The sequence below is a fragment of the Candidatus Coatesbacteria bacterium genome, assembly GCA_014728225.1.
Classification (GTDB): domain Bacteria; phylum RBG-13-66-14; class RBG-13-66-14; order RBG-13-66-14; family RBG-13-66-14; genus WJLX01.
On sequence record WJLX01000016.1, the window covers coordinates 1 to 25,323 of the forward strand.

The window sequence follows — 25,323 nt, forward strand, 5'->3', positions numbered from 1 at the left end:
ATAGCGGTTCGTCTCCGCAAAAACCGTGCCGGTTCCGGGGCCGGTGTGGGGTGGGCGGGGCGGGATTCGGCGTGGGGGCGCCGGGGTCGCCGCGGGGTCGAAAGTGGCGCCGCCGGGGTGTAGGACGGGGCGTTTCGCCCCCGCTGCGGCGACGACCGGCAGTCGGGGGCGTTGGTAAAGGCCCGTCGGAGAATAATCGTGCTAAAACCTTGACGCTGGCACACTTTTTGCATACCTTAAGGGGTGAGTCCCCCGAAAGAAGGAGCCATGAGTCGCCGCAGCCCGATCTTGCACCTCGTCCTCATACTGTCAGTCGTCGTTCTTCCCGCGGCGGCCGAAGACGACGCCGGCGGTCGCCCCGGCGACGAGCTGCGCGAGCTGGCGGGCCGCGCCGGCGAGTCCCTGCGTCTCGAGGAGCTGTGGAGCGGGCTGGAGCGGGGCTCCGGCGCCACCGCGACCCTGCCCGTTCCGACGGAGGATTGGGCCGTGGTTTCCGCCGCCGGCGGTAACGTGCTCCTCGTCGGTCCCGACGACACCCTGCTTCACTCCCGCGATGTGTTGACGACGGGGGATACGGCGCGCACCGGCGAGCTTTCCCGGGCGGTCTTCGCCCTGGCCGAGGCCGAGGTGACCCTCTATTCGGAGAGCGCCCTGAGCCTGAGCGGCCGCCTGGAGGGCGACGACGCCAGTTTGACGCTGCTGGAGCTGCTCTACGGCCGCCTGCGCGTGGTCATCGAGCGCGCCCTGGACGACGGCGAGGAGTTCCGCGTCGCCGGTCCGACGGCGGTGGCCCTGGTGCGCGGCACGGATTTCACTGTCGGCGTGCCCCGACCCGGCGTGACCACGATCACCGTCGAGCGCGGCTGCGTCGAGGTTCAACCCCGCCCGGCCGGCGGGGTGGCCGCGGACGGCTTCAAGCTGCTGCCCGGCGAAGGGGCCGTCGTCGGCGAGCACGACATCCAGCGCGGCGTCGTTCCCGCAGCGCCGCGGCCCGCCCGACCCGCGGCCGGGGCCGAGCTGCTGTTCGCCCCCGGGGCGGCCCGCCGGGTGGAGTTCGCTTGGGAGGCGCCCGCCGCGGCGCGCCGCGTCCACCTGCAGTTGTCCGCGGAGCCGACCTTCGAGCGCCTGGTCGAGGAGCGCGTCGTCGCCGTCGACCAGAACGCAAGCCTGGAGCTGGTTCCGGGCGAGTATTACTGGCGGCTGGCCGCCGAGGATCGTCTGGGCCTCGTCGGCGCTTACGGTGAGCCGCGCCGGCTGCGGATCGGCGTCGACGAAACCCCACCGGGCTTGAAGATCGGCGGCTGGTCGATCGGCGCGGGCGGCCGCTCGGTTACCCTCTGGGGAACGACGACGGACGCCGCCCACCTCGTCGTCGGCTCCCAGCCCGTGGCCGTGGACGGCGCGGGCGGTTTCCGCGTCACCCTGCCGACGGAGTTCTATCCCGACGGCGTGCCGCTGATTGTTCGCGACGGCGTCGGCAACTGCGCCGAGCACCGCCTGGTCTACCGCCTGCCCAACCTGCCCGTCGGTTTGGCCGGTCCCGGCGGGGCCAGCGGCCTGACCCTGTTGCACTCCGCCCGGCCCCTCGAGGGCTGGAGCTTCCGCGCGGGGTTGGGCGCCGGACTGCAGCAGGACGCCGTCGAGGCCGACGACGTCTCCCGCCGGTTGGAAACCGACGTCGACCTGGCCCTGGGCCTGGGCGGCTGGGGCGAGCTCGCCCTGCGGCTGCCCTACGTCTCACGGATCCACACCGACGGCTCGACGGTGGCCGGGATGGGCGATCTGACCCTCGGCGCCAAGCTGGCTCCGCCGACGACGGGCGATTTCGCCTACGCCGCCTTCGCCGAGTTCGATCTGCCCACGGCGGCCGAGCCGCAAAGCGACGGGCCGGCGCTGGGTGACCTGGGCCGCTACACCACGGACGGCCCGGGCGTCCTGTCCGGCCTGGCCGTTCAGTACGACCTGCCCGAGCTGGCCTTCTTCGGCAACCTGGGCTACCGCCTGGGCGACGACGGCGGCTTGGTCGGCGGCGCCGGGCTGCTCTGGGCCGCCGCGCCCTGGCTGTCGCCCTCCCTGGAGTGCTCCTACGGGCGAACCCTCTCCGGCGGCGGGCCCCACAACGACGCCAGCCTGCTGCTCTCGCCGGGTTTGCGGTTGCGCGCCGGTCAGCTCGAGCTGGCCCTGACCGCCCACGTTCCATTGACCGCGGACGAGGGCTGGGGCGGCCGGCTGAACCTGATCCTGTTCCAGCTCTAGCGGAGAGCTCCTCACCGGTGAAGCAGCGTTCAATCGTCGCCGTGCTCGTGCTGTCGGCCGTCCTTCCCGCAACGGCCAACGTTTGCATGGTCGGACCCGCCGACACCCCCGGCACACCTGACTACACCCTGGCCCGCTTTCTCAACGCCCTCTACTCCGCCGACGCGGCGACCGTCGCCGTCCTGTACGACGCACCCGATTGGTCGGGCACCCCCTGGGAGAACGGGGCGCGGGACAACCGGGGCTTCGTGGAGCGTTCCCTGAGCGGCGACGGCCCCCGCTACACCTACTCCCCGCCGCGGGAGCCCGCCGGACCCACCCCCCTGGACGACCTGCTGCGCGACGGACGGGCCGTCCGTCTAGCCGAACTGCATCATCAAACCACCGCAGGCTGGGAAACCTCGACCTACTACTTCCTCCTCGAACGCCGGGAGGGTGAATGGAGGGTGATCCTCTTCGATGAAGCTCCTTAGACTATTGACGGTTCTGGCGTCAGCGACGGCGGTCCTCGCCGCTCCGACGGTGGCCGAGCTGGCCGCCGATCCCGCGGCTCCGGACTTCGCCGAACGCCTGGCGGGCTTCGAAGACGACGAACTCTACGCCGGGTTGACCGAGCTGGCCGCCGACGATTCGCGCAGCGAGGGCCAACGCCTGGAACTGCTGCTGCCCTTCGCCCGACACGCCGCCGGGGTGCGGGTTCTGGCCGGTCTGGACAACGATCTGGCCGTGCTGGCCCTCTCCCGGGGCCTGCCGGACAACCTGCCCGAGCTGCTGGCGGCCTACGCGGGATCCAGCGACACCGCCGGGGACCACATCGCCGCCGCCGTGCTGTTCAACGCCGACGCCGCCCGGCCCCTGCTCGAAGGCATCGTCGCCGGCGGCGGGACCTCGGCACCCGTGGCCGCCGCTCTGCTCTACGACGTCTTCACCGTCCTGGAGCTCCCGGCCCTGATCGAAGCCCTCTCCATCGAGGGCCGACCCCGGGTCGTCGCCGCCGTGGCCCTGCGCCAGGCCGAACAGGCCGCCTACCAGCCCCTGCTCGAGGCCGTCCGCGAGGGCAATTCCGGCGCCGCGGCCTACGCCCCGCTGATCTTCGCCGCCGGGGGCCAGTCCGCCGTCTCCTTCCTCGACAGCTACCTGGAAAGCCCGACCCTCGAGGTCCGCCGCCTGGCGATCACCGTACTCAGCCGCCTGACCGGCAAGGACTACAGCTACATGATGGATTACGAGCCCGACGCCCACGACTACGAGCGCGAGGGCCTGCCCGTCCCACCGGAGCTGCGCGAGGACTAGGCCGCCGAACAAACGTTCGGCATGAAATATCAAGACTTGTAAGCACGACCAGCATAACTGAGGGGCGCCGAGGGCGCCCCTTTGCTATGACGTTGATAAAACTGCGCATACCAGCCGAACAGCCGTTCGGCGACCTCCGGCGTCGTCGAGTACGCCCCGGCCGGAGCCGGCACGGTTTTTGCGGAGGCCGACCGTTATCCTCGTCCGTAACGGTCGCCGAGATGCAAAAACCGTGCCGGCTCCGGCCCGCCGGGCTCCCGAACCTCGACGAGGCGGCGCCGCTGGCTAACCGCCCGTCCGCCGGGCGTGCAGGCTGGCCAGGCAACCGCAGTAGTTCTGGCGGTAGAGGCCGAGAGCGCGGGAGCGGCTCTGACCGCGGTTGAACAGGGGACGCCAGTCCCGGTAGACGAAGGGTGCGCCGCAGCGGCGGGAGAGCGCCTCGGCGACCCGGCGGACCAGCTCGTGGCGCTGGTGCCTGGAGTAGAGAAGGGTGGTGCTGAAGGCCGTTCCCAGGGCCGCCGCCCGCCGGGCGACGGGCTCCAGGCGCAGGCGATAGCAGTAGGCGCAGCGTTCGGCCGACAGCTCCGTCGTCGGCGGCCGGTAGGCCGGGGCCTCGAGCCGGACCAGGGGCAGCTCCAGCTCCCGTTCGACCGTGGCGAGAACGGCCAGGCGCCGCTGGTGCTCGGTCGGGGGTTCGATGTTGGGGTTGCACCAGGCGCCGAGGACGGACCAACCCTCGCCGCGCAGGTCGGGGACGGTCTCCAGGGCGCAGACCCCGCAGCAGATGTGCAGCAAGAACTCCATGTCGTTAAGTTTATACCGCGCCGACCGGCCGCGCAAGTCCGGGCATGAGCATTGTAACTTACTGTATTACAGGCCGTTAGAATTCTCCACCAAATTACCGCCAAATTGAACCTGTCCCGGGGCGAGTTCTATGCTATATTGCCGTTGAAGGGGGACGAAGACGGAACGGTTTACGGTTCGCAGCGCCCTCGATCAGCGTCAAGCGATTAAGCATCGCGAACATACAGCCTGGCGTGGGAATAACCCGCGAGACAACCTCAAGAGGAGTATTGAGCAACCATGAAGCACGCCTCCGGAACGTCCCTCGGCCGCGCCCTGATCATCGTGGCCAGCCTGGTCCTCCTCGTCGGCTGCAGCACCCCCGTCGATGTCGACGAGTCCCACCCCTGGCTGCCCCAGGAGTTCGGCTACCTCTGGGAATACCGCCTGTTCACCCCCAACGATAACTACGGCTTCGTCTGGCAGGTCAGCGGCATCGAGGAGATCAACGGCCACAGCTGCTACGTCAACGACCTCTCCAACGACACCTACCACATGGGCGGTCTGGTGGCCGTCGAGCCCGTCGGCGAGGAGCAGCTCGACTTCTGGCGCTTCGAACTGCTGACCTGGGACCTGGTACGCCAGGTGGTCCAGAGTCGGGTGATCGAGCTCGAGGATCCGATCAGCTTCCACATCCAGGCCCCCGGGGAGCCGCCGATCACCGATCGCGGCAGTGGAACCTTCTACATCGACGACAACGCCATGGGTTCCGGCAGCCTGATCGAGGTCACCAGCGAGACCCTGGCCGACGGCGTCGAGCTGGAGACGGACCTGGGGCTGTTCGACGAGCTGCGCCGGGTGCGCTTCGTCATCACTGTCACCGACGAGGACGGCCCGGACACCGAGACGGTCACCGCCTATTTCCGCCGCGACCTGGGGCTGGTCCACGCCGAGGGGCTGGACTATTTCGACGACATCCTGCTGCTGGGCTACCAGACGCCAGAGGACTGACCGGCGCGAGTGATGCGAAGACCTCACCGGGACCCCTGGGGTCCCGGTTTTCTCAAGAGACCCGCGGATGTCGCGCGGCCCCGTCACGGTTCTTGCTTACCGCGGTCCACCCTTACCAGGGTGGGCCGCGGGCAACAACCGCGCCGGGGCCTTGAGCGTCGTGCATCGAATTGCGCGGGACGGCCCTGACGGATTTGTCAGCAGAGCGGATCGGCCGTTCAGCAACGCTTTAACCGAAAGAACGGCCGGACCCGGTGGTCCGGCCGCGGCGCTCGATTACGTGTTTGTTACCTGGCCAGGGCCTTGATTCGTCCGAAGCTGGCCTGCTCGACCGGCGCTCCGGAGAGGGTCAGGACGACGTAGGGCCGGAAGGTCTCGTCGCTTTCCTTGGAGTAGAACTTGGCGAACTTGCTGCCGTCGCGGGCGTGCATGACGAAGCCGTAGTTGTCGGGCAGGGAGCCGTCGAGCCAGGCGGCGAAGAGGTCGGTCAGCTCGATCTGCTCCCAGCTCTGGTCACCGCCGGCGGTGGAGAAGCCCTGGGTCTGCCAGAGCGTCGTCCCGTGTTCGAGGTGGCCGCCGGACCAGGAGTCCTCGCTCCAGTCCTGGGTGATGTCGTAGAAGTCGACCATGCAGGTGCCGCCCGAGGGGCAGGAGAAGAAACGGTACATGTGCACCGTGGCGTCGACGACGGTCTCGCCGGTGTAGGGGTCGAGCTCGAAGCGCAGGTTGGCACGCTCGTAGTGGCCGGAGCCGGCGTAGTTGGCGACCCAGAGCTCGCTCGAGGCGCCGAAGTTGCCGCCGCCGGGGTCGGTGTAGGTGTCGTCGGTGGGGTGGAGGGTTACCTGATAGCCCGCCGCGGCGGGGATGAACAGGGCGAGGGAGAGGATGAGGGACGGTTTCTTGAGCAAGGTGGTCCTCCTTGGAGTTGTTCAGGGGTTAGCGCGGTTTCGGGAGTTCAAGCCTCGTGGGGGATCGCCGGAGTTTGGCGCCGGGTTTAGGACACCGCCGTGGAAGAAGGGGACGAACGAGCTCTGGATCCTGAGCCTCCGCCGCTGTCGTCCCGGGCGTCAGGGTTTTCATGGTTGATCTCCGTGTCGGATAGCTGTTAGAAGCCCACCTGGAGCCTGACGTAGACGGCGTCGGCGCCGTGGGCCTCGTTGTCGCGCTCCGAGGTGATGTCGGCGGCGTAATCGAGTTTGAAGGCGGCCTCGCCCTCGCCGATTCCCAGGGTCAGCCCGGCGGTCAGCCAGGCGTAGTCACGATCCAGGCCGTCGTCGGCGTTGGCGCCCAGGTCGTGGCCCTCGTACATCAGGTGGGGCTGGAGGTAGGGGAAGAGCTCCGAGCCCAGCGCAATGTCGTAGGCCGCCTGGAGGTAGTAGGCGTCGCGCTCGAGGTCGACGGGCTCGAGGTCGCCGTAGCTCGCGTTGAAACCGCTGCCGAGGAAGTACTCGCCGACGAGGTAGAAGCCTTGGTAGTCCCAGCGCAGACCGGCCGAGGCCCGCCAGACGTCGTCGTAGTCGCCGTCGAAGTCGTAGTCGACGGTCTGGATCTCGTAGTGGCCGCCGAGGCTGACGCCCCAGGGCAGGTGGAACTGCAGCCCGGCCAGGGCGATACCTTCGATATCCATGGTGTTGGCGGCGCCGTTGTAGAAACCGGCCTGTAAATCGAGGCCGTAGTCGCCGAAGGAGGGGCTGAGCTCCAGCCGGGCGCCGGTCATGTGGCACTGACCGAAGATGGAGAAGAAGCGGGGCTTCTCGCACGTCGGGTTGTCGAAGCACTCCTGTAGGCCGACGTAGCCGCGCATAGTGTGACCGCGGGCGATGCCGACGCCCAGCCACTCCAGGGGGGTGAAGATGATCTCGGCCTCCTTGCACTTGACGCTGATGTCGTCGCCGCCGGAGCCGGCGCAGGTGGAGACGCCCAGCTCGACGGCGTAGTGCAGGTAATCGCCCAGCTCACCGACGGCGCCGACGGTGGCGTGGCGCACGGCGATCTTGTTGGCGGGGACGCTGTAACCCAGGTCGGGGTCGTCCTCGCCGATGTAGTGGTAGTACTGGAGCATAACGTTGCCGCTGAGCTCGGGCGGCTCGAGGTCGGCGAGGACGGGTACGGCGGTCAGCAAAAGCAGCGTGGGGGCGATGATTCGCAGCGGTGTTCGGAGCACGGGGTTCCTTTCGTTGGGGTTGATAGTGAGACTCACTTGCGCTATTATCGCGACGCAATCCTAACAGCGACTCGCAGCCCAGGCAAGACCTCGCCGGCTATTGAGACCCTATTGAGAATATTTATGACTATAGCAATTATGCGGACAGCTATCGCTGGTGGGTCCGCCACCGCTTTCTCGTCCTCCCCGCAGGGCGGGATTATCGGTTGCATTCAACTCATGCCCCTTTGTGGGACAGACGGCAAAGGCTCGACCGGCGCCCCCGAAAGGTCGTCCAGCGCTGAGGTGGTTTGCGCCTCAGAGGGCAAACGGCCCCGTCATTCATTCGCGGCGGTCTCCAGGGGCCGCCCTGGGTGGACTATCTTGAGCCGCGGCCGGGTCAATCAGAGCGCTACGTATTGATAGGGGCGACTGCGGACAGTCGCCCCTACGTCTACGTCGCTGTAGCAATCCGTCCGAAGCCTGCGGCACAGATTAACTAGAACCGGACGAAGGATCCCCTCCGGACGTCGTGACTGCAAAAGCATCAGCCGTGCGCTCGAGGCCTGGACGACCCCCGGAGACCCGCGGCCCTTTCTGGTATAATCGCCGCCGACAAGGCCTTCAACCACGGCATCCACGGAGTGCGCCACGTTCTGGGACCTGCTCAGGAACGTTTTCCGTCAACTGCGCGTCCACCTGATGCGCAGCATCCTGACCATGGTGGGGATCATCATCGCCGTGATGACCGTGGTGACGATCCTCAGCCTGGTGGGCGGTCTGGACGCCTTCGTCCGCGAGCAGATCGGCAACCTCGGCGCGGCCAGCATCGTCATCAGCCGCCGGGGGATCACCAACTCCCAGGAGGAGTGGCTGGAGGCCTCGAAGCGGCCGCGGATAACCCTGGACCACTACGAGGACCTGATCCGGCGTCTGGAGGGCAAGTACCTCTACGCCTCGCCGCGCATCTTCGCCCCGCTGAACCTCAAGTACGGCAACGAGAGTCTGCAGTTCGTCACCTCGATCGGCTGCAACGAGGACATGATCAACATCAACGAGCGCTCCCTGGACGCCGGACGCTACTTCAGCCGGGGTGAGGTGCGCCACAAGCGCAACGTGGTGGTCATCGGCGCCGAGATCGCCCGCCAGCTCTTCGGCTCGACGGACCCCATCGGGCGCAAACTCAGCGTCGGCGGGCGGCCCTTCACCGTCATCGGCGTCTACACCGCCCAGGGCACGGTGATGGGCCAGCCGACGGACGACTTCATCGAGCTGCCCTACACCGCCTTCGTCAAGAGCTTCGGCATCCGCCGTTCGGTCTCGATCTCCCTGCGGGCGCCGAACCAGGAGGCCCTGGAGGAGATGACGGCGGCGGCCGAGCGGGAGATGCGCGCCGTGCGCCGCCTCGAGCCCGACGAGGCCGACGATTTCGGCATCATCTCCGAGGAGCTGCTCGTCGACACCTTCGAGCAGATGACCGGGCTGATCTTCGCCGTGATGATCGTCGTCGGCGGTATCAGCCTGATCGTCGGCGGCATCGGCATCATGAACGTCATGCTGGTCTCGGTCTCCGAGCGGACACGGGAGATCGGCATCCGCAAAGCCGTCGGCGCGACCAACCGCGACATCCTCAACCAGTTCCTCGCCGAGGCGATCATCATCACCGCCGTCGGCGGGCTGCTGGGCATCGCCCTGGGGGCCGCCCTGGGCCATATCGTCGGCTCCCTGGTCGATCTGCCGGTCAGCGTCTCCGTCGGCTCGGTGATCCTCAGCCTGGGCTTCTCGGCCCTGGTGGGGGTCAGCTTCGGCATCTTCCCGGCGCTCAAGGCGGCGCGGCTGGACCCCATTGTGGCCCTGCAGAAGGCCTAGCCGACCCGTCGGTCCGCACCCGCCGCTCCGCCGCGTTGACGGCGCGACCGACCGGGGGCTCGGACACCGCTGGACTTTATGATTGCACCGCTATGCGCGGGGGCCGACCGGTGGGTCGACCCCCGCGCGTGATGCTGTACTGGTTTCAGGTGCTAATCGCCCTGCTCCGCGGCGCTGGAGCGCAGCTTCTCGGCGGCCTTGCGCAGCTTGCCACGCAGCTCTTCCTGCTCCTCGGGACTGAGCTCGCCGAAGGTCAGGGGCTCGCCGTCGCGGTGGATGATGGTGTCGTCGTCGAGCTCGACGCTTGCGACCTCGTCGGCGGCGCGGTTGAGGACGACGGCGACGGAGGCGTGGATGTCGTCGGGCAGATCGTCCAGAGCCCTGGTGACGGCGGCGTTGATACGGGCGCCCAGCCCGCTGAGCTTGGCGGCCATGACGCTGACCTCCTCGGTCATTTCCAGGGAGCTCTCGACGATGCGGTCGATGCTGCGTTGCAGTTCGGCCTGCTGGTCGGCGACGACCGGCGTAATCAGACAGAGGGCCGGCAGCAGCAGCAGGAGCGGCGGTAGTCGGCGGTTCAAGGTTGTCCTCCTCGCTTGCGGTTCACCAGTGACGGATTGTCAGTGGCGGGTTGACTGATACCCGTGGGCGCAATCGCCCTGTACCCGATATGATACATCTGACAGATAGATGGTTTCAGTCAGCCCCCTTTTTCCTCCGCCGGCGACCGGCCCCGTCACGGTTTTTGCATTCCCGGCGGACCACGGGTCCGCCGGGGCAAAAACGCGCGCCGGGGCCGGTTTGTAATCCCGCGCCGTCGACGGCGCTCGGTCCGGCGGGGGCGGCGATCAAACGCTGAGCACAGCGCCGACGCCGGAGGGCCGGCGCGGTTTTTGCGACGACGGACCCCCCCGGGGGGGGGCCGTCGTCCATGCAATAAACCGTGACGGCCCGGCGGGGGTTGTGGACGTTCTGTCGTTGGGGCCGGCGGAGTGGAGAACGCCGCTCACTGTCGAGGATGTAATAAAGGGCCGACCTTGCGGTCGGCTCCCATTGTCCGGCTGCGGTGTTGTTACTCCCGTCGGCGGCGGAAATGGGCGATGGTCTTCTCCAGGCCGGCGGCCAGCTCGACGCGGGGCGCCCAGCCCAGCTCGCGTCGGGCGACGGCGATGTCGGGGCGCCGTCGGCGGGGGTCGTCGACGGGCAGGGAGCGGTAGCTCAACTTGGAGGAGGAGCCGGTCAATTCGAGAATGCTGCGGGCCAGCTCGAGGATGCTGCGCTCGTCGGGGTTGCCGAGGTTGACGGGGCCGGGGTAGTTCGCTTCCATCGCCGCCAGCAGACCGTCGACGAGGTCGTCGACATAGCAGAAGCTGCGGGTCTGGGAACCATCGCCGAAGACGGTCAGTTGCTCGCCGGCCAGGGCCTGGCAGATGAAGGCGGGAACGACGCGGCCGTCGCCGGCGCGCATCCGCGGGCCGTAGGTGTTGAAGATGCGCACCACCCGGGCGTCGAGCTCCCGGGAGCGCCGGTAGGCGGCCACCACGGCTTCGCCGAAGCGCTTACCCTCATCGTAGCAGGAGCGGGGGCCGTCGACGCTGACGTTGCCCCGGTAATCCTCGGCCTGGGGGTGTTCGAGGGGGTCGCCGTAGACCTCGGAGGTCGAGGCGTCGAGGAGGCGGGCGTTCTTGGCGACGGCCAGCTCGGCGGTGTTGAGGGTCCCCAGGGCGCAGGTGCGGCAGATTTCGACGGGCAGGCGTCGGAAGTCGATGGGGCTCGGCGGGCAGGCCAGGTGGAAGATGCGGTCCAGCGGACCGGCCAGGGCGGGGTCGTCGAGCCAGGCCGACTCGGCGATGTCGTACTCGATGAAGGTCAGCCCGGCGTGCTCGGCGGGAAGATTCTCCCGGCGGCCGGTGATCAGGTTGTCGACGACGATCACCCGGCGCCCGGTGTCGAGCAGCCGCTCGACCAGGTGGCCGCCGATGAAGCCGGCGCCGCCGGTGACCACTATGGCAGGATTGTCGCTCATGGATTGATCCTTCCCGCAGGACGTGGGCGCCCCGCGATCGGGGGGCTAATCAGTTCCCCCCGGGGTTCGATTACCCTTGTCGGTCTCGAGGAGTTCGACCAGCAGCTCGGCCGCCCCGGCGACCAGCCGCGGGCAGACCTCCAGGAAGGCGCCGCTCTCGTAGGCCCGGGCCAGGCCCTCCGTCGTTGAGATATCCTCCCCGAGGAGCTCGCGGCAGCGCAGGTCGCCGTGGGCGGCGCTAAAGCGTTCGAGAAAGGCGGCGGCGGATTCGCCGGCCCCGCCGCGACCCGCCTCGGCCAGCCCCAGGGTCAGCAACGCGCCGACGACGGCGCCGCAGGTCTCGCCCCGCTGGGCGATCCCGCCGCCGAAGGCCGCGGTGAGCCGCCGGCAGTTCGGTTCGTCCAAACCCAGGCCGGGTCCGAAGGCGCAGAGAACGGCCTGGGCGCAGTTGCAACCCCGGCCGAAGTTGTCGCGGGCGGCGGCGATGCGGGGATCACCCATGGGTTAGTCGGAGCGCGCGCCCAGCGCCGAGCGGCCCATCGAACGGTAGGCGAAGCCCAGCCCGGCGACGCGGCGGGGATCGTAGATGTTGCGGCCGTCGACGAGGACCGGCGCGCTGAGCAGTTGCTTGACCCGCTCCAGGTCGGCGTCCTTGAACTGGTTCCACTCGGTGACCACGGCCAGAGCGTCGGCGTCGCGGCAGGCCTCGTACATCCCGGCGGCGAAATCGATGTCCAGCCCTAGTTCATCCAGGGCGGCCCGGGCGGTCTCGCCGGCCACGGGATCGTAGCCCCGCACCACGGCTCCTTCCTCAAGCAGGCGCCCGATGATGGTCAGGGACGGCGCCTCGCGCATGTCGTCGGTATTGGGCTTGAAGGACAGCCCCCAAAGGGCGATGGTCTTTCCCTTAAGCCCGCCGAGCAACTCGCGCAGGCGGTCCACCAGCCGCAGGGGTTGCTGGGCGTTGACCTCTTCGACGGCGCGCAGGATGTGGAAGTCATAGCCGTGGCGGGCGGCGGTGTCGATGAGGGCTTTGGTGTCCTTGGGGAAACAACTGCCGCCGTAGCCCACGCCGGCGTTGAGGAAGGCGCGCCGGATGCGCGAATCCAGGCCGACGGCGTCGGCGACGGCCTCGACGTCGGCGCCGACCAGATCGCAGATGTTGGCGATCTCGTTGATGAAGCTGATCTTGGTCGCCAGCAGAGCGTTGGAGGTATACTTGATCATCTCGGCGGAGAGCCGGTCGGTGATGACGATGTTCTTGGTCAGCACCCGGTAGAGGTCGGCGACCTTCTCCCCGGCGGCGGCGTTGTTGGTGCCGATGACCACCCGGTCCGGCTCCATCGAGTCGCCGATCGCCGAGCCCTCGCGCAGGAACTCCGGGTTCGAGACGACGTGGAAGGGCTGGGCGCCGCCGGATTCGCTCTCGATGATCTGCGTCACCAGGTCACCCGTGCCCACCGGGACGGTGGACTTGTTGATGACGATCTTGCCCGGGGCGTCGAGGTTGGCGCCGATGACCGCGGCCACACTGCGCACCGCGGACAGGTCGGCCTCCCCGGAGGGCAGGGGCGGAGTGCCCACGGCGATGAAGATGATCTCGGCGGACCGCACCGCCGCGGGAAGGTCCGTGGTGAAGGCCAGCCGCTCGGCCGCCGTGTTGCGGCGGACCAGCTCCTCGAGACCCGGCTCGTAGATCGGGATCCGCCCTGCCTGCAGACCGGCGATCTTCTCCTCGTCGATGTCGACGCAGACGACTTCGTTACCCAGATCGGCGAAGCAGGTGCCGGTGACCAGACCGACGTACCCGGTGCCGACGACGGCGAGTTTCATCTGAGTTCCTCCGCGGTGGATGACCCGTTCGGGGATCCGGACCCCCGACAGACAGGTCGGGTTCGCGACCTTAGCGACGGCTGCCCGGACTCGTCGGGTTGTCGCCCGCCCTGCAGAGCGGACACTCCTCGGCCCGCCAGTTCTCGATGTCCAGGCGCGTCAGGCTGACGAAGGGCCGGCCGAAGTCGTCGCCGCGGGTCTCCCGCCGGTCGACGATGCAGCCCAGACCGACGATCTCGGCCCCCAGGCCCTCCAGCAGCTCTACGACCTCCAGGCTGCTCTTGCCCGTAGTTACCACGTCCTCGACGACGACGACGCGCTCACCGGGCTGGATGGCGAAACCCCGGCGCAGGGCCATCCGCCCCTCGCGACGCTCGGCGAAAACGGCGCGGACGTCCAGGGCCCGGGCGGTTTCATGACCGATGATCAAACCGCCGATCGCCGGTGAAACCACGCACTGAACCGCCGGATGGTGGAGCTTGGCGAATAACCGCTCGGCCAAGGCCCGGCCGGCGCGCTCGGCGTATTCCGGATACTGCAGGAACAGGGCGCACTGCACGTAACGGTTGGAATGCAGGCCGGAGCTGAGCAGGAAGTGACCCTCCTGGACGGCGCCGGCCGCCTTGAGGTCGTGCAGCGGATCATAGGGCATCGCGGGCTCCCCCGAGTATCGCCGAAACGGCGTTTTTGCGCATTATAGCAGAGCCCCGGCGGGCTTACAACGCCGGGACGCTTCCCGCCGCCCCGCCGAAGACCGTTGAAAGACGCGCGCCGACTCCGCGAGCGCGCCCAAACCCCTCGACAAGCCGGAACCGGCACGGTTCCGGCTTGTCGAGGTCGCGGTTCGCGGCGGTTTGGTTTCACCGGTCTTCGGCGGGGAATTATTCCGGCCGGTCTGCGTAGAGACAATATCGGGCGGCGGGCTTGCCCTGGAGCCGGTGCGGGGTCTATAATCGCCGCCGACGACAAATCAACCGCATCCGGCGGAGCTGAGATGCTCCCGACGGAGCGGCCGAGGAAAGGAAGCTGAAGCTGATGAAGCTGGTGCGACGGGTCCCGCCCATCCTGTTGGCGGCGGTGACGAGCCTGGCCGCCGCGCCGCTGCTCGAGCGCGTCGAGCCGCTCGACGGCGGACTGGCCGCCGATTCCCTGGACAACACCGTGGTGGCGATCGACGACGCCGCCGACGAGGTCTGGATCGGGACGCTGAAGAACTTCGGCTACTCGGCCGACGACGGCGATACCTGGGAGGCCTTCGGCATCGACGACGGCCTGCCGGCGCCGGCGGCCAATATCGGCACCCTGCGGCTGGCGGACAACGGCGATGTCTACGCCGGTTGTTTCTACGTCCAGGACAGCCCCTTCGACCCGCTGACCGGCGCCGGGCTGGCCCGCAGCCGGGACGACGGCGCGAGTTGGGAGGTCTTCGGCTACGGCGAGGGCTTGACCAACGCCGCCGTCTGGGACACCGAATCCGATAGCGAGACGATCTACGCCGCCTGCTGGTCCGGCGGGGTCAACATCAGCCACGACGACGGCGCCTCCTGGGAGGCCGTCGTTCCCAGCCAGCAGACCTACGGTGACAACATCTTCGCTCTGGCGCTGAGCGAGGAGTTGCTCTTCGCCGGTACCGGCGCCGGCCTGGCGATCTCCGCCGACGAGGGTGCGAGCTGGGAGGTCAGCCAACCGCCCTACGTCACCATCCAGGGCAACACCTACACCACCAGCGCCGTGGTGGGCTTCGTCGAGATCCAGGAGCGCACGGACGGCGACTGGGTCTGGGTGGGCACCGTCGCCGACTCCGCCGGCGGCTGGTTCGGGCTCTGGCTGGTGCGCGACCTGGGCTCCGGCTGGCAGTGGACCGCCATACCCGCCGAGACCAACCCGGGCATCTACTCCAACTACATCTACTGGCTCGAGCCGGGCGCCGACAACCATCTCTGGATGGCCACGGGCACCGGCCTCTCCCACCGCAGCCCCTCGGGGGCCTGGGAGACGATCACCGGCCGCGGCCTCTATACCAATCAGCTCTACTCGGTCTCCACGGTGGACAACCAGACCATCTGGGTCGGCACGGACCTCGGCCTGCAGGTCTCCTTCGACGGGGCCCAGAGCTTCGAGATCATCGACTTCCAGCCCCGTTCCGGCTTCATCGACGAGCCGATCGCCTACGCCTTTCCCAATCCGTTCAGCCCGTTGACCGACGGCGGCTGCACCATCCGCTTCAGCGTCTCCGGCGATCCGCTGCAGCACGACGCCGTCGTCGATCTGGACATCTACGATCTCGAGGGCCGCCACGTCGTCAACCTCCTCGACGGCGAGGTGCGCCAGGGCGGCTTCGAGTACCAGCTCGACGTCTGGGACGGCACCGACGCCGCGGGACGTCAGGTCGCCAACGGTTTGTACTACTACGTCATCCAGGCCGACGGCGAGCGCGCCTTCGTTGGCAAGATCGCGGTGGTGGAATGATGAACAAGCGCAGCCTGCTCGTATTCTGTCTGTTGCTCGTCGTCACGGCGGCCCCGGCCGCCTACGACGGCGGCGGTTACGCCGGTTCGGTGTTGCGCATGGGCTGGGGGGTGCGGGCCGCCGGGATGGGTCGCGCCGTCGTCGCCGGGGTCGAGGGCGCCGAGGCCGTCTATCACAACCCCGCCGGGCTGGCCTTCACCGATCACCCCACCGGCTCCCTGTTCCACCGCACCCTGAGCCTGGACCGCAGCCAGTCCTCGGCCGGGCTCAGCTATCCGTTGAGCTTCATCCCCGAGGCCCGGGCCGCCGTCGGTGCCAGCTGGTTCTTCCTCCACGTCGGCGGCATCGACGGCCGCGACGCCGGCGGCAACGAGACCGGCACCTACTCCTACCAGGAGCACGTGGCCAACTTCGCCTTCGGCGCCCGACCCATCGACTGGCTGGGCATCGGCGTCGGCGCCCGGCTGATGTTCACCGACCTGGCCGAAGAGACGGCCCAGGGCGGCGCCGTCGACATCGCCCTGCGCGGCGAACCTCTCGACTGGCTCACCCTCGGCGTCGTCGTCCACAACGTCATCGGCAGCTACAAGTGGAAGACCGCCGCCGCCACCGAGGAGCAAATGCCCCTGGAGTACGTCGCCGGGGTCGGTTTCACCCCCCTGGAGGGCCTGCGCGCCGCCTTCGACTACGCCGGCAGTTCCGAACTGCCCGCCGAGTACCGCCTGGGCGCCGAGTACTGGATCACCCCCACCCTGGCCGCCCGCCTGGGTTACGAGTTCGGTGACGACATCGGCGCGGGCGAGCTCAGCGCCGGGGGCAGCCTGCGCACGACCCTGTTCGGCGAAACCGCCCTGACCCTGCATTACGCCTACCGTACCGATCCGCTGTCCACGGGCCCCAGCCACGCCGTGGCCCTGGAGCTGGATTTCTAGCAGCCGCGATCACCCAGCTAATCTGACGAACACGGGCGGGATTGCATCCCGCCCCCACCTTATCATGCCGGCCCGCGGGTCGGCATTGTCGGTGCTAAGGGTTGGATGGGCTTCCCTCTCCCCGGTGGGGGGAACCTCGTCCGCGGGCTGGGGAGGGGACTCTGGCGAAAACACCGAAGCGCAGTCCTTTGCTATCCGCGGCGGGCCGCGAAGGGTTCATCGCCCCGGTCCGCCCGCCGACAACCAGTGGTCGACGCTCGCCCTTTGACACTGCCCCCCCGGGGGGACTAAACTTGAGCCGTCATGGTCATCGGTCTCACCCCGGAAAGGCGGCCAGTGGAACTGCGACAGACCGACATCCTGATCATCGGCTCCGGGATCGCCGGGCTGAGCCTGGCGCTGAAAACGGCCGATGTCGGGCGGGTGACCATCCTGACCAAGAAAGGCCCCAGCCGGGGCAGCACCAGCCTGGCCCAGGGCGGCATCGCCGCCGTCATCGACCCGGTGGATTCCTTCACCGCCCACCTCGAGGACACCCTGGAGGCCGGGGCGGGGCTCTGCGACCGCCGGGCCGTCGAACAGATCGTCCGTCAGGGACCGGAGCGGGTGCGCGAGCTGATCGAGCTCGGCGCCCGTTTCAGTCGCGAGGACGACGGCACCCTGGAGCTGGGCCGCGAGGGCGGCCACAGCAACCGCCGCATCGTCCACGCCGGCGATTACACCGGCCAGGAGATCCAGCGCGCCCTCGTCGAGGCGGCCAAGGATCGGCCCCTCGAGCTGCGCGACGACAGCCTGGCCACGGAGTTGATCATCGGCCCCGGACCAGGCGGCCGCAATCATTGCTACGGCGTCTGGAGCATCGAGGACGGCGGGATCGTCGGCTATCTGGCCCGGGTGACGGTGCTGGCCACCGGCGGCGCCGGCAAGGTCTACCTCTACACCTCCAACCCCGACGTCGCCACCGGCGACGGCATCGCCATGGCCTACCGGGCGGGCTGCCGGGTGACGAACATGGAGTTCGTCCAGTTCCATCCCACCTGCCTCTATCACCCCACCGAGCGCAGCTTCCTGATCACCGAAGCCCTGCGCGGCGAGGGCGCCGTGTTGCTCAACACCACCGGCGAGCGCTTCATGCCGCGCTACGACGAACGGGCGGAGCTGGCGCCCCGGGACATCGTCGCCCGGGCCATCGACGCCGAGATGAAGGCCTCGGGCTCGAAGTGCGTCTATCTCGACGCCACGGGCCTGGGCCGGACCGAGCTGGCGGAGCGTTTTCCCAACGTCTACGGCCGTACCCGGGAGCTGGGCTACGATATCGCGGACAACCCCTTTCCCGTGGTCCCGGCGGCCCACTATTGCTGCGGCGGGGTTCAGACCGACTACGACGGTCGTACCGACCTGCCCCGGCTCTACGCCCTGGGTGAGTGCACCTTCACCGGCGTCCACGGCGCCAACCGCCTGGCCTCGAACTCCCTGCTCGAGGCCGTGGCCTACGCTCATCAGGCGGCCGCCGACATCCGCCGCCGCCTCGGTGAACTCGAGGTACCGCCGGACGACTTCCAGCCCCCGGAACCCCCGGCGGTGCGGGAGCCCGAGGAACTGGTGACCCTCGATCACGACTGGGACGAGGCCCGGCGGTTGATGTGGGACTACGTGGGCATCGTCCGCTCCGATGAGCGCCTGCACCAGGCCGCCGATCGGTTGCGGATCATCACCCAGCACGCCGACTCGCTCAGCCGGCGGGGTTACTACTGCCGCGATCTGATCGAGCTGCGCAACATCCTCCTCGTCGGCCAGTTGATCGTCCAGGGAGCGCTGCTGCGCAGGGAGAGCCGGGGGCTGCATTACAATCGCGACCATCCCGCCGTCGACGACGGCCGGGAGCCCAAGAACACCGTGCTGGCCCAATACGGCTGGCGGGAGTAACTCCAGCGGAGGAGCCGACCTTGACTGCCATGCCGGTCGAGTTGATCGCCGATCTGCGCCGCCGCGTCCGCGAGGCCGACGAGATCATCGTACTCTCCGGCGCGGGTGTCAGCGCCGAGAGCGGTGTGCCGACCTACCGCGGCGCCGGGGGGCTGTGGAAGAACTTCCGCGCCCAGGACCTGGCCACCGTCGAGGCCTTCGACCGCGACCCGGCCCTGGTCTGGGGTTGGTACCGCTCCCGCCGGCGGGCCCTGCTGGACTGCGAGCCCAACGCCGGCCACCGCGCCCTGGCCGAGGCCGTCGAGCGGGGGCTCGAGCTGCGCGTGGTCACCCAGAACATCGACGGCCTGCACACCTTCGCCGGGCTCGACGGGGTCCTCGAACTCCACGGCAACATCTGGCGCGAGAAGTGCGTCCGTTGTCCCCAGACCGTCGATCGCTCCGCAGATTACCAGGCCCGGCGGGCGCTCCCCGTCGACGACCCGCCGCCCGAATGCCCCGAGTGCGGCGACATCCTGCGCCCCGACGTGGTCTGGTTCGGCGAGCAGCTCGACACCCGCGTTATCGAGCAGGCCTTCCGCCTGGCCGAGTCCTGCGAGCTGATGCTCGTCGTCGGGACCTCCTGCGAGGTCCACCCGGCGGCGCTGCTGCCCCTGGTGGCCCGCAAGGCCGGCGCCTACGTCGTCGAGGTCAACATCGAGCCCACCGTGGTCACCGACCGCTGCAGCGTCTCGCTGTTCGAGCCCGCCGCCCGGGCATTGCCCAAGCTCTTCGCCGAGTAGCGGCGTAAAGAACGGGGCGATTGGTCGTTGGTTATGGAGCACGGGCTCTTCAGCCTGTACATGCCGGCCAGCGGCCGGCATACGGTAAGGGCGGGTTTTCAATCCCGCCCGCCGGCCCTCGTTTACCGGCGCTTCCAACCTGCTGGGCGACGGGACTTAGTTCCGTAGGGTGGCAGCGCTGCCCCCCGCCGCGAATTGTATTTGCCCCCAACCCCGTATGCCCCTCACCCCGACCCGAGAACGAGGTTCCTCCACAGAGGAGGGAGGGAGATACACCGACCGCCAATTACTAACCAACCCGTAGGTCGGGGGCTCCGTACCCCGACCTATTATGATAAAAAGGGCAGGGTACTCAAGCCCCTGCCCTACGGTTCGTTTATTATCGAATGTTTTGTTAACGTCCGACGACCAACCGCTTGCTCAATAATCCGCCCGACGTCTCCAGGCGCAGCAGGTACACGCCGCTCGACTCCCCGGCGCAGTCCCAGTTCACCGCGTGTCGCCCGGCGGGGAGTTGGCCCTCGCTCAGGGTGGCCACCCGGCGCCCGGCCAGGTCGTAGACGGCCAGGCTGACGCTCTGGGCCTCCGGCAGCTCGAAGGCGACGCTGACAGTACCCGACGCCGGATTGGGCCAGGGCTCGTCCAGGCTCAACCGCTGCGCCTCCTCCGGCACGACGACGGCCTCCGTCGGCCCGAAGCGCCGGACATGGCCGTCGTCCCCGGTCACCTCCAGCCAGTAGACATAGCTCTCGCCGGGGGTGACGTCGCGATCCAGCCAGCGTGTAGTCCCACCATTAAGCGAGCCGGAAACGGCGACGGGGTCATCCGCGCCGCGCAGGACACGGACCGAGGCGGGCGCGTCGCCGGTATAGGACCAGGAGAGAAGGAGGTCGGATTGAGATGAAGACACATCGATTTCGACAGAGCTCAACTCGCTTTCATCCCTAACCAAAAATGACCAGGTTTCCGAAGACCATGTAACAGAGTACCCATCGATGGCTGCAACCTTCCAATAGTTAGGTTGCATTCATATCCAACTCGTCAGAAGTGAATTGGTATTCAGACTCGGCTAAATCCGTAACTGCTTCATAGTTGACAAAATCCTCATCTTGCGAATACCACAATTCATAAGTTACATCATCGCCAGCATCGGGATCGATCGCGTCTTCCCAGTCGGCCAGAGGGTAATCGTCATATATGTTTCCGTCCAATGGGTAGAGCAGGGAGAACACTCCGGGGCAGTTATTATCTAAATACGAATACAATATTACATTGTATTGATATATAATATGTACTTTACCTGTAGAATCACATCTTAGACCAATGCATTCACTATCATCACCTATTAAGTGTGTTATCCATGAAGATGCTAATTTACATGATACATACATATCGCCATCAACACAAGATGATACATAGATCACTCCATTGTATTCATCAATAGCTATACTATAAGGGTCTAAACCTATAGTATATATAATTTCGTCTTGTAAGGGATAGTCCTGTTGATACCACAAACAAAGCTGAGTTCCATAGGCTATATGTTTGTTATAATTATCGTCTACTGTTAATGCAGCAGAGAATGATGTTGGTAACGCGAAGAATCCAGTATTACTCCAGCCAGTAACATCTCTATAAGCATAACAAAACACACGGTAATCATAAGGCTCATAATATGTATAAATAATATGTGGCCGATTTAGGCTATCCAATACAAATCCATTTGTGAATATACCCCCATCATGTACAGTTTCAGTATGCCAATGCATGCCATCATAATGTATATAAATGATAATTCCATCGCTATTACATATAATATGTGGCATATTGTTACTGCCCACCTTAACTGACGCATATGTGCAATCTGTTAACACTAACTCATTATTCCACTCTTGACCATCATAATATATATAGTATGCGTTACCATTATATATATAACAAACATGAGGACAATCATTGCTGTTTAAATCAAATGACACTCTACTGTAACTATCAGCCTCTGCAATATGTTGACATGTCCATTTTCCATTGTCCCTGTGAGCATAAAAGATTTCAGTGTTTACAACATACACAGTATGAGGATTGTCATTGCTGTCTAATGCAATATCATGTGGATAACCAGCTGCAATCACTTCCGTATGCCACTCCGCAGCCACAGCGCAAGTAACAAGCATGAACAGTCCTATCAGCATCTTCCTCATCGTGTTCCCCCTTCTACGTTTTGAAATGAATGATATCCAGGCGGTTTATAAGCAAGAAACGTGCCAGATTGAAACGAACAGGATAAATCACCGTCATCCGGGCATCAACAAGCGTCTGTCTGGCAGCACAAGATACCGGATCAATAATTATCGCTAGATAACGTGAAGAAAAACCCCCCCCTCGGGGTATATTAACACCGGTGCGGAGGGTTTATATGCGTATTGTAATATATATTGAGCCCTCACCCCCGGAAGGCGTCCTCGATCAACTCCAGGGAGGGCTCGCCGAGATCGGGTTCCATGGTGACGGCGGCGACGTCGAAGCGCACGAAGCAGCCGCGCAGCTCGGGATGGGAGACGAGGAGGGCGTCGGCCAGGCGGACCAGCCGGCGGCGTTTGCGAACGTCGACGGCCTCGCGGGGACCGCCGGTCGGGCCGCGGCGGCGGCGGGCCTTGACCTCGACGACGGCCAGCAGCTCCCCCCGCCGGACGACGAGGTCGATCTCACCGCGCAGGCCCAGACCGTGGGGCCGCCAGTTGCGGTGCAGGATCTCCCAGCCGCGGCGGGCGTACTCGGCGCCGACCAGTTTCTCGGCCCGGCGGCCCAGGTCTTTGGCGCGCCGCTCGGTCATCGTCCACCGAGGGCCTGGTTGAGGGCGGCGGCCCGGGTGGCCTCGAGGGTCGCGGCGACGCTGACCTTCCAGCCGTCATTGGTATCTCGCCACTCCAGGACCAGCCGGGGGTGACCGGAAACACGCACGGGGGTTTGGGCCGTGGTCTCGCCGTAGCGGGGGCCGCCCTCGGGTTGGAGAGCGCCGCCGGGGGGCAGGTAGGCGGCCAGCTCGGCGGCGTCGCCCTCTAGCAGTTCGCCCAGGGCGAGGTCGTCCCCGGCGGCCAGAGCGGCATCGAGCTCGGCCAGGGCGCCCTCGACGGGATGCTCGTCGCCGCAGGCCAGCAACAGCAACAAAGCCAGCAGGGGCAGGGCGCGGCGCATCATTCGGTGTCCCGCAGATCGTCGGTCAAGTCCACGTAGGGGCGGCGGGGTTCGTCGTCGGTCTCGGCACCGGTCTCGGCGCCGCCGAGTTCGTCGCGCAGCTCGGCGAACAGGCTGCGGTTGAGCTCCCGGGCGGGGTTGAAGCCCCGGCGGCGCACCAGGTAATCCAGCGCGGCCATCTCGACGATCGAGGCGATGTTCTTGCCCGGGCTGGCCGGGATGATCACCTGGGGGATCTGAACGCCGAGGATGTCGCGGTATTGGGTCTCGAGGCCGACGCGGTCGTAGTCGTCGCGGCCGCGCCACTCGCGTATCTGGACGACGAGCTCCAGCCGCTTCTGGTCGCGCACGGCGTTGACGCCGTAGAGGTAGCGGATGTTGATGATGCCGATGCCGCGGATCTCCATGTACTCGCGGATGCGCTCCGGGGCCTGGCCGATGAGGACGGAGTTGAAGGTGCACTTGATCCGGACCACGTCGTCGGCCACCAGACGGTGCCCACGGCCGATGAGCTCCAGGGCGCACTCGCTCTTGCCGATGCCCGCCTTGCCCAGGATCAACACCCCCACACCCTTGATATCCAGCAGCACGCCGTGCATTTCGATAGTCGGCGCCAGAACGTTCTGCAGATAGACGGACAGGCCGTTGAGGATCTTGGGCGTCGGCTCCGGGGTCAGCAGGATGGGCACCCCCTCCGCGGAGCAGGCGGCAACGAGCTCCTCCGGCGGCTCCAGACCGCGGGTGACCAGGAAGCAGGGGGTGTTGCACTCCGTGGCCAGGTGGCGGATGATCCGCGCCCGCTCGGCGAGCTCGAGTTGGGCGAGAAAGTTGTTCTCGCTGCGGCCGAGGATGTGGATGCGCTCCTTGAGCAGGTAATCGAAGTAGCCGGCCAGGGCCAGCCCGGGGCGTTCGAGGTCGGCGCGATGGACCTCGCGCTGCAGGAAGCGATCCTCGCCGACGAGGGTGAAATCGTAGCGGGCCTTGTTGTCGTCGAAGAGCTGGCCGACGGTGACGGTCATCTGTGATCCTCGCGGGCGGGGTTACGTCGACGAGGTTACATCAAACCTTCGCCTGCGGCAAGGGGACCCGCCGGCGGTTGGGTAGGGCATAAGCGGCGGGGGGCGGGAGATTCATCCCGCGCCCCCGCCCTAGGTGGGTTGATGGTTCGATTGTCCCTTAGCGATGGAGCACGGGCCCTCCAGTCTACCGTCTGCCGGCCCCCGACGGCATCATTGATGTAGGGGCGGGATGCTAATCCCGCCCGCGGTTTATCCGCGCCATCACCGCTGTCCGGGCCGTCACATTTCTTGCACGTGCAACGAACCCTTGGCCGGGTTCGTTGCGCAAGAAATGCGCCGGCCCTGCGTTACCGACGGTTGGGCGCGGTTAGGTAACCACGTAACGGCGGCGGGGACGCCGGCCCCCGCCCTACAGGGCTGTCGGTTAGCGGCGGGGGCGGGAGATTCATCCCACACCCCCGCCCCTACGTGCATCATGGTCATCGTGTTAACGGCTGATGACGAACCGGCGGCTGGCCGAGGCGTTATCGCCGGCGATTCGGGCGATGTAGACACCCTGCGGGTAACCTGCTACGTCGAGGAGGAGGGAATGGCGGCCCGGGGTGGGCTCCAACGCCTCCGTACTGATCCGGCGGCCGGAGAGGTCGTACACCCTGAGTGTGGCACTCTGAGCTTCAGGCAAGAAGTAAGTTAAAGTCAGGCTGTCCGTGGCCGGGCTGGGCCAGGGGGCCTCCAGGGTCAGCGTCCGCTCGATCTCGGGAACGACCACGGCCTCCGTGGGACCGAAGCGCTCGGTGCGACCCTCGCTATCCGTTGTTTCCAGCCAGTAGACGTAACTCCCGCCGGGCTCGACGCCCCGATCCAGCCAGCGGCGGGTCTCACCGGGCAGCGAGCCGCTGACGGCGACGGGTTCATTCTCCCCGCGCAGGACGCGGACATCGGCGGGCACGTCGCCGCTGACCGTCCAGCCCAGCAGCACGCCGTCATCGGCGGGCGAAGCCGCCAGCTCGACGTCGTCGAGGCCGACATCCTCCGGCACGTAGAAGGTCCAGGTCTCGCTGGACCAGGTTTCGAGATAGCCGTCGGTGGCCACGACCTTCCAGTAGTAGATGGTTACCGGGCTCAGCTCGGCGTCGCTGAACTGGTACTCGGAGTCGGTCAGGTCGCTGATTTCTTCGTGGGGATCGAAGTCGGACTCGGTAGCGTACCAGAGATCGTAACTGACGGTGGGATAGTCCGGGGCGTCCTCCCAGTCGCACAGGGGATAATCGTCCACGGTGGAACCGTCGCCGGGAGATAGCAGCGAGAAGGCGGGAGGAGCTGCATTATGCCAACTGTACTTGAGATCGTCGTTGGTGCCGTCGTAGTACGAGATATGCGGGTTGTCGCTGGTATCCAGCACCAGGGAGGTGTACCCGCCGACAACACCATCCGAATCCACCGTTTCGAGCTCCCAGCTCGAGCCGTTCCAGGCGGCGTACTTGAGGTCGTCGTTGGTTTTGTCGTAATAAGAGATGTGGGGGTTGCCGCCGGCATCCAGCGCCAAAGAGGTGTACTCGCCGACATCAGCGTCCGAATCCACCGTTTCGACCTCCCAGCTCGCGCCGTTCCAGGCGGCGTACTTGAGATAGCCGTTGGTTTCGTCGTAGTACGAGATGTGCGGGTTGCCGCTGGAATCCAACGCCAGGGAGGTGTAAAGACCGACATTTCCACTCGAATCCACCGTCTCGAGCTCCCAGCTCGCGCCGTTCCAGGCGGCGTACTTGAGGTCCCAGTTGGTGCGGTC

General features: G+C 66.5%; 23 protein-coding genes. 9 read left to right on the plus strand and 14 right to left on the minus strand.

All coding sequences use genetic code 11. The features are described from left to right. The first annotated feature begins 267 nt into the window (after positions 1 to 267). The 3 genes from GF399_01455 to GF399_01465 are packed head-to-tail and all read left to right on the plus strand — an operon-like array spanning position 268 to position 3,549. Complete coding sequence (locus tag GF399_01455) at positions 268 to 2,256, plus strand: hypothetical protein (protein MBD3398981.1); 1,989 nt, start codon at positions 268 to 270, stop codon at positions 2,254 to 2,256. 17 nt (positions 2,257 to 2,273) lie between these two features. Then, positions 2,274 to 2,729 (plus strand): hypothetical protein, encoded by a 456-nt coding sequence (locus GF399_01460; GenBank protein ID MBD3398982.1) that lies wholly within the window; start codon positions 2,274 to 2,276, stop codon positions 2,727 to 2,729. Then, a complete protein-coding gene (locus GF399_01465) occupies positions 2,716 to 3,549 on the plus strand; it encodes a hypothetical protein (protein MBD3398983.1) in 834 nt (277 codons plus the stop codon). The genes GF399_01460 and GF399_01465 overlap by 14 nt, the downstream gene beginning before the upstream one ends. Positions 3,550 to 3,834: 285 nt before the next feature. Here the strand turns inward: GF399_01465 and GF399_01470 are convergent, their stop codons facing one another. Further along, the gene (locus tag GF399_01470; GenBank protein MBD3398984.1) at positions 3,835 to 4,353 is read right to left on the minus strand and encodes a hypothetical protein; all 519 of its coding nucleotides are present in this window, start codon (positions 4,351 to 4,353) and stop codon (positions 3,835 to 3,837) included. Positions 4,354 to 4,632: 279 nt separating this feature from the next. On the opposite strand from GF399_01470, the gene GF399_01475 reads away from it, so the two are divergent. Next, on the plus strand, positions 4,633 to 5,343 hold the full coding sequence (locus GF399_01475) for a hypothetical protein (GenBank protein ID MBD3398985.1): 711 nt from the start codon (positions 4,633 to 4,635) through the stop codon (positions 5,341 to 5,343). Positions 5,344 to 5,630: 287 nt separating this feature from the next. Here GF399_01475 and GF399_01480 read toward each other — a convergent pair whose 3' ends face one another. Further along, positions 5,631 to 6,251 carry a DNRLRE domain-containing protein gene (locus GF399_01480; GenBank protein MBD3398986.1) on the minus strand — a complete coding sequence of 207 codons (621 nt, stop codon included), beginning with the start codon at positions 6,249 to 6,251 and terminating at the stop codon, positions 5,631 to 5,633. A 197-nt stretch (positions 6,252 to 6,448) separates the two neighbouring features. Then, a complete protein-coding gene (locus tag GF399_01485; protein ID MBD3398987.1) occupies positions 6,449 to 7,507 on the minus strand; it encodes a hypothetical protein in 1,059 nt (352 codons plus the stop codon). Between the two features lie 681 nt (positions 7,508 to 8,188). Here GF399_01485 and GF399_01490 point away from each other — a divergent pair. Continuing rightward, positions 8,189 to 9,355 (plus strand): FtsX-like permease family protein, encoded by a 1,167-nt coding sequence (locus GF399_01490; protein MBD3398988.1) that lies wholly within the window; start codon positions 8,189 to 8,191, stop codon positions 9,353 to 9,355. A gap of 152 nt (positions 9,356 to 9,507) precedes the next feature. Here GF399_01490 and GF399_01495 read toward each other — a convergent pair whose 3' ends face one another. The 5 genes from GF399_01495 to GF399_01515 form a co-directional block, all read right to left on the minus strand. After that, positions 9,508 to 9,936 carry a hypothetical protein gene (locus GF399_01495; GenBank protein ID MBD3398989.1) on the minus strand — a complete coding sequence of 143 codons (429 nt, stop codon included), beginning with the start codon at positions 9,934 to 9,936 and terminating at the stop codon, positions 9,508 to 9,510. 491 nt (positions 9,937 to 10,427) lie between these two features. Further along, on the minus strand, positions 10,428 to 11,381 hold the full coding sequence (locus GF399_01500; GenBank protein MBD3398990.1) for an NAD-dependent epimerase/dehydratase family protein: 954 nt from the start codon (positions 11,379 to 11,381) through the stop codon (positions 10,428 to 10,430). A gap of 45 nt (positions 11,382 to 11,426) precedes the next feature. Continuing rightward, positions 11,427 to 11,882 (minus strand): hypothetical protein, encoded by a 456-nt coding sequence (locus GF399_01505; protein ID MBD3398991.1) that lies wholly within the window; start codon positions 11,880 to 11,882, stop codon positions 11,427 to 11,429. A 3-nt stretch (positions 11,883 to 11,885) separates the two neighbouring features. Further along, complete coding sequence (locus GF399_01510; protein MBD3398992.1) at positions 11,886 to 13,214, minus strand: nucleotide sugar dehydrogenase; 1,329 nt, start codon at positions 13,212 to 13,214, stop codon at positions 11,886 to 11,888. Between the two features lie 70 nt (positions 13,215 to 13,284). Further along, positions 13,285 to 13,866, minus strand: coding sequence for an orotate phosphoribosyltransferase (locus GF399_01515; protein ID MBD3398993.1), 582 nt, complete (start codon positions 13,864 to 13,866; stop codon positions 13,285 to 13,287). Between the two features lie 383 nt (positions 13,867 to 14,249). Here GF399_01515 and GF399_01520 point away from each other — a divergent pair, with 383 nt between their 5' ends. From GF399_01520 to GF399_01535, 4 genes are all read left to right on the plus strand, one after another. Next, a complete protein-coding gene (locus GF399_01520) occupies positions 14,250 to 15,683 on the plus strand; it encodes a hypothetical protein (protein MBD3398994.1) in 1,434 nt (477 codons plus the stop codon). Further along, positions 15,683 to 16,615, plus strand: coding sequence for a PorV/PorQ family protein (locus GF399_01525; GenBank protein MBD3398995.1), 933 nt, complete (start codon positions 15,683 to 15,685; stop codon positions 16,613 to 16,615). The genes GF399_01520 and GF399_01525 overlap by 1 nt, the downstream gene beginning before the upstream one ends. 303 nt (positions 16,616 to 16,918) lie before the next feature. Next, the gene (gene nadB / locus GF399_01530; GenBank protein MBD3398996.1) at positions 16,919 to 18,541 is read left to right on the plus strand and encodes an L-aspartate oxidase; all 1,623 of its coding nucleotides are present in this window, start codon (positions 16,919 to 16,921) and stop codon (positions 18,539 to 18,541) included. A 29-nt stretch (positions 18,542 to 18,570) separates the two neighbouring features. Next, complete coding sequence (locus tag GF399_01535; GenBank protein ID MBD3398997.1) at positions 18,571 to 19,323, plus strand: NAD-dependent protein deacylase; 753 nt, start codon at positions 18,571 to 18,573, stop codon at positions 19,321 to 19,323. Positions 19,324 to 19,717: 394 nt separating this feature from the next. On the opposite strand, the gene GF399_01540 is transcribed toward GF399_01535, so the two are convergent. The 6 genes from GF399_01540 to GF399_01565 form a co-directional block, all read right to left on the minus strand. Further along, complete coding sequence (locus GF399_01540; GenBank protein ID MBD3398998.1) at positions 19,718 to 20,350, minus strand: T9SS type A sorting domain-containing protein; 633 nt, start codon at positions 20,348 to 20,350, stop codon at positions 19,718 to 19,720. Then, on the minus strand, positions 20,340 to 21,524 hold the full coding sequence (locus GF399_01545) for a hypothetical protein (protein MBD3398999.1): 1,185 nt from the start codon (positions 21,522 to 21,524) through the stop codon (positions 20,340 to 20,342). The genes GF399_01540 and GF399_01545 overlap by 11 nt, the downstream gene beginning before the upstream one ends. 242 nt (positions 21,525 to 21,766) lie before the next feature. Then, positions 21,767 to 22,156 (minus strand): YraN family protein, encoded by a 390-nt coding sequence (locus GF399_01550; protein ID MBD3399000.1) that lies wholly within the window; start codon positions 22,154 to 22,156, stop codon positions 21,767 to 21,769. Beyond that, on the minus strand, positions 22,153 to 22,521 hold the full coding sequence (locus GF399_01555) for a hypothetical protein (protein MBD3399001.1): 369 nt from the start codon (positions 22,519 to 22,521) through the stop codon (positions 22,153 to 22,155). The genes GF399_01550 and GF399_01555 overlap by 4 nt, the downstream gene beginning before the upstream one ends. Further along, positions 22,518 to 23,537, minus strand: coding sequence for an HPr(Ser) kinase/phosphatase (hprK, locus tag GF399_01560; GenBank protein MBD3399002.1), 1,020 nt, complete (start codon positions 23,535 to 23,537; stop codon positions 22,518 to 22,520). Before hprK ends, GF399_01555 begins: the two co-directional genes overlap by 4 nt. A 487-nt stretch (positions 23,538 to 24,024) precedes the next feature. Then, positions 24,025 to 25,323: T9SS type A sorting domain-containing protein (locus tag GF399_01565; protein MBD3399003.1), on the minus strand; the 1,299-nt coding region annotated here is incomplete at its 5' end.

What these genes read in the sequence shown, in the direction of transcription:
- GF399_01470 (MBD3398984.1), bottom strand. Translation starts at nt 4,353, where the DNA reads ATGGAGTTCTTGCTGCACATCTGCTGCGGGGTCTGCGCCCTGGAGACC.
- nadB (MBD3398996.1), top strand. Translation starts at nt 16,919, where the DNA reads ATGGTCATCGGTCTCACCCCGGAAAGGCGGCCAGTGGAACTGCGACAG.
- GF399_01545 (MBD3398999.1), bottom strand. Translation starts at nt 21,524, where the DNA reads ATGAGGAAGATGCTGATAGGACTGTTCATGCTTGTTACTTGCGCTGTG.
- hprK (MBD3399002.1), bottom strand. Translation starts at nt 23,537, where the DNA reads ATGACCGTCACCGTCGGCCAGCTCTTCGACGACAACAAGGCCCGCTAC.
- GF399_01465 (MBD3398983.1), top strand. Translation starts at nt 2,716, where the DNA reads ATGAAGCTCCTTAGACTATTGACGGTTCTGGCGTCAGCGACGGCGGTC.
- GF399_01550 (MBD3399000.1), bottom strand. Translation starts at nt 22,156, where the DNA reads ATGACCGAGCGGCGCGCCAAAGACCTGGGCCGCCGGGCCGAGAAACTG.
- GF399_01520 (MBD3398994.1), top strand. Translation starts at nt 14,250, where the DNA reads ATGAAGCTGGTGCGACGGGTCCCGCCCATCCTGTTGGCGGCGGTGACG.
- GF399_01515 (MBD3398993.1), bottom strand. Translation starts at nt 13,866, where the DNA reads ATGCCCTATGATCCGCTGCACGACCTCAAGGCGGCCGGCGCCGTCCAG.
- GF399_01510 (MBD3398992.1), bottom strand. Translation starts at nt 13,214, where the DNA reads ATGAAACTCGCCGTCGTCGGCACCGGGTACGTCGGTCTGGTCACCGGC.
- GF399_01455 (MBD3398981.1), top strand. Translation starts at nt 268, where the DNA reads ATGAGTCGCCGCAGCCCGATCTTGCACCTCGTCCTCATACTGTCAGTC.
- GF399_01555 (MBD3399001.1), bottom strand. Translation starts at nt 22,521, where the DNA reads ATGATGCGCCGCGCCCTGCCCCTGCTGGCTTTGTTGCTGTTGCTGGCC.
- GF399_01500 (MBD3398990.1), bottom strand. Translation starts at nt 11,381, where the DNA reads ATGAGCGACAATCCTGCCATAGTGGTCACCGGCGGCGCCGGCTTCATC.
- GF399_01475 (MBD3398985.1), top strand. Translation starts at nt 4,633, where the DNA reads ATGAAGCACGCCTCCGGAACGTCCCTCGGCCGCGCCCTGATCATCGTG.
- GF399_01505 (MBD3398991.1), bottom strand. Translation starts at nt 11,882, where the DNA reads ATGGGTGATCCCCGCATCGCCGCCGCCCGCGACAACTTCGGCCGGGGT.
- GF399_01490 (MBD3398988.1), top strand. Translation starts at nt 8,189, where the DNA reads ATGCGCAGCATCCTGACCATGGTGGGGATCATCATCGCCGTGATGACC.
- GF399_01540 (MBD3398998.1), bottom strand. Translation starts at nt 20,350, where the DNA reads ATGCAACCTAACTATTGGAAGGTTGCAGCCATCGATGGGTACTCTGTT.
- GF399_01535 (MBD3398997.1), top strand. Translation starts at nt 18,571, where the DNA reads ATGCCGGTCGAGTTGATCGCCGATCTGCGCCGCCGCGTCCGCGAGGCC.
- GF399_01525 (MBD3398995.1), top strand. Translation starts at nt 15,683, where the DNA reads ATGAACAAGCGCAGCCTGCTCGTATTCTGTCTGTTGCTCGTCGTCACG.